Source organism: Pseudomonas sp. LJDD11 (assembly GCF_024584215.1).
Lineage (GTDB): Bacteria > Pseudomonadota > Gammaproteobacteria > Pseudomonadales > Pseudomonadaceae > Aquipseudomonas.
Window position 1 is genome coordinate 1 of record NZ_JANJFL010000168.1, and the last position, 506, is coordinate 506.

Sequence of the window (506 nt, forward strand, 5' to 3'; positions counted from 1 at the left end):
CGCCACTGATAAAACCCTGCTCGGCCAGGTACGCCAGGATGCCTTCGGCATGGGCCTCGGCGTCAGCCTTGCCGGTATCGGCCTGACCGCCCAGCTCGATGGTCGTGGCCAGACAGGCCAGGGGAATCTGCGCTTCGGGGAAAATCCGCGACAGGCGCAGCCAGGGCAGCGAACAGGCTTCGTCAAAGGAGCTGCCACCGGAATCCTCGGCCAGCAGCGCGACCTTGATATCCAGATGCGCCGACAGCGAACGCCACTGCGGCCATTGCTGCGGCAAGGCATACATGTGCAGAGCCGCATCGGCATCGCAATGCAGATCAAGCACCACATCTGCGACACAGGCAGGACTGAGCAACAGGCGCTGCATGGCTTGCAGTTCGCCTTGTGGAGCAGGCAGGCGCTCGAGCGCCGTAGTCATGGCTTGACGAATCAGCTGGATATTGGCCCGCGGGTCATCGCCCAACTGCCCTTCCAGCAACTCGGCGACAGGTTCGCTCAATTCGGTG

Annotated in this window: 1 pseudogene; it reads right to left on the minus strand. The window is 63.0% G+C overall.

The annotated features are described in order from the left end of the window. Positions 1 to 506: pseudogene (locus NRB16_RS29390) on the minus strand (succinylglutamate desuccinylase/aspartoacylase family protein); the annotation flags it as partial.